2 protein-coding genes are annotated in these 2,741 nt (G+C 68.4%); both read left to right on the top strand.

The genetic code is table 11. From position 1 onward, the window contains the following. Positions 1–698: 698 nt before the first annotated feature. Complete coding sequence (locus tag ACJA3G_RS34620) at positions 699–1,571, top strand: hypothetical protein (RefSeq protein WP_406556997.1); 873 nt, start codon at positions 699–701, stop codon at positions 1,569–1,571. Next, positions 1,568–2,741, top strand: a 1,174-nt coding sequence (locus ACJA3G_RS34615; protein ID WP_406556996.1) for a DNA cytosine methyltransferase, incomplete at its 3' end; no start/stop codon positions are given. The genes ACJA3G_RS34620 and ACJA3G_RS34615, both read left to right, overlap by 4 nt.

Here is a 2,741-nt window from a genome sequence, read left to right as displayed (position 1 = left end):
GTCCTTTGTCGTGCGAGTAGGGCCAGTGATCCATGTGTAAGGGGCGTGGGCCCGCCCCTTACACATGGATCACTGGCCCTACTCGCACGACAAAGGACTGCCCATCCCCTCTGCATCTCTTGCCGAATTCGCTGCGCGCCTATCGCTTCAGCTGCCCGGCTACTGGTCCGTTGACATCAAGCACGATCTCAGCCCGAGGGCGCGAACAGAGCGCACCAGCCGAGTTTGGACTCCCTTCGATCAACGCCCCTCGCTCGCCCGGTTCGGGCCCGTTACGGACGCCATGCTGACCGGAGCGGGTGGATGGCGTCTGTATCTCCTGGCCCATAGGGCCGAGCGTGTACTGGTCTGCCCCCTCGTGCCCGACGACCTGCACGGGGACATCACCGACCACGTGCCCGCACCTCCCTGCATCGCAGTGCCCACCGATGCAGTTCGCGCCGCCTGGCGCCTGCAGGACCGCCTGCTGCCCTACTACGCACGCGCTGTCGATGAGGCCCGCCGCGCTCAGACGCCGCTCCGGGCGCCAGACCGTGCCATCGGCCTGCCGCCTCGCCCGCCCGCATCGCCCGCCACGGCGCGCAAACGTTAACTCCCTTTCTGGAATGAAATCCCTGAACTCCCCTGATAGGAATCTCTTCTTGACGCAGCCCGCATTCACAGCACTTTCCCTGGGCGCTGGCGTGCAGAGCACGGCCCTGCTATGCCTGTCCGCCGAAGGCATCCTCCCGAAAATCGACTACGCAATCTTCGCCGATACAGGCTGGGAGCCCAGGGCCGTCTACTCGCATCTCGACCGCCTGGAGCGGGAGATAGCCGGACCCGCAGGCATTCCCATCCTCCGAGTCTCCTCCGGAAACATTCGCGACGATGCACTCGATCCGGAGCACAGGTTCGCCTCCATGCCCCTGTACATCCTCAACAAGGATGGCAAGCCCGGGATGACCAGGCGCCAGTGCACGGGCGAGTACAAGATCAAGCCCTTGAAGAAGCAGGTGCGCCAACTCCTCGGCTACCCCTATCCCACGCGCATCCCCAAGGGCGTGTTCGTCGAGCAGTGGGTCGGCATTTCGACGGATGAGTTCCACCGCGCCAAGGACTCGGACGTCCAGTACATGCGCAACCGGCACCCGCTCATCGACATGAATTGGTCACGGTCCGACTGCACGCGCTACCTGACCTCGCTCGGCCTCGCGGACACACCCAAATCGAGCTGTCTGGGCTGTCCCTTCCACGGAAACGCCCAGTGGCGGAGCATCCGCGACGCCTCGCCGCAGGAGTGGGAGGACGTGGTCGCCTTCGACGCCGCCATCCGGAAGGGAAACGCCCGAGCCAACGCCACCGGCAACCACCTGCTGGGTGAAGCGTTCCTACACCGCTCGCGCGTCCCGCTCGACCAGGCACCGATCGACCACGTCACCGCCGCCGAATGGGCCGCCCGGCAGCAGGAACTCGGCGGCAGTGACGCTCACGTCCAGGAGTTGGAGGACGGCGTCGTCGACGGCTGCTGCCCGTGGGCCTGCCGCGGTGAAGTCGAGGCGGTCCAAACTGATTTCCGGCTGGCCTCTTGATACTCGACCTGTTCGCCGGCCCCGGAGGGTGGAGCCAAGCCCTAGCCGCGCTCGGCGTCCGGGACGTGGGCCTGGAATGGGACGAGTGGGCGTGCAAGACCCGCGCCGCAGCCGGGCAATTGACGATCCGCACCGATGTCGCCGCCTACCCCCTATGGCCACTCCTAGGCCGGATCACCGGGCTGATCGCGTCCCCGCCGTGCCAGGCATGGTCGATGGCCGGCAAGCGACTCGGGCTCGTTGACCAGCCCCTGGTCCATCAGGCCGTCGCCGATCTCGCTCACGGACGCGACACCCGCAAACAGCTCCTGGACACCTGCCGGGATCCGAGGAGTCTGCTCGCCGCCGAACCCATGCGCTACCTGCACGCCCTCAACCAACACGGCCAGCCGGAATGGGTCGCGATAGAAGAGGTCCCCGACGTGCTGCCGCTGTGGCGTCAGTACGCCGCGATCCTGCGGACCTGGGGGTACTCGGTCTGGACAGGGGTGCTGAACGCGGCCGACTACGGCGTACCGCAGACCAGACGGCGGGCGATCCTGCTCGCCTCGCGTACGCGCACCGCCGTGCCGCCACCGCCCACCCACGCCAAACTCGCCGAGCCCGAGTCGCTGTTCGGGCCGGGCCGCGCCCGCTGGGTGTCCATGGCCGAAGCCCTCGGCTGGGGCGCCACCGACCGCCCCGTCCCCACGGTGTGTGCCGGCGGCGGTCCCGGCGGCGGACCCGAGCCGTTCCCCTCCGGCTCCCGCAAGACCCTCAGCGACGCCCGCGACCGCGGCACCTGGAAGCCACACCCGCCCGCCACATCGGGGGCCGCTGTGACGAGTGGCCGGAGGGAGCAGACCGTCGCCGCGGAACATCCCGGCGTACAGGCGACGCCCCCGGTGTGGCGCTCGACCCTGCGCAACAACAACCAGGCCAACGCCACCGTCCGCACGATCGATGAGCCGGCCGGGACCCTGTTCTTCGGTCACCGGGCCAACGAAGGCGTGTGGCAAGCCGAGCCGACCGCCGCCACGTCACTGGGCGCGGCCCCGGATCCGATCCGGATCACCGCAGCCGAGGCCGGCATCCTTCAGACCTTCCCCGCCGACTACCCCTGGCAGGGCAACAAGGGCCAGATCTTCAGCCAGGTCGGCAACGCCGTCCCGCCCCGCCTCGCCGCACACC

This window comes from Streptomyces sp. YS-3, from assembly GCF_045257485.1.
Classification (GTDB): Bacteria; Actinomycetota; Actinomycetes; order Streptomycetales; family Streptomycetaceae; genus Streptomyces.
Note: the sequence above shows the minus strand (reverse complement) of the source record. Positions and strands in the feature narration are given on the sequence as shown.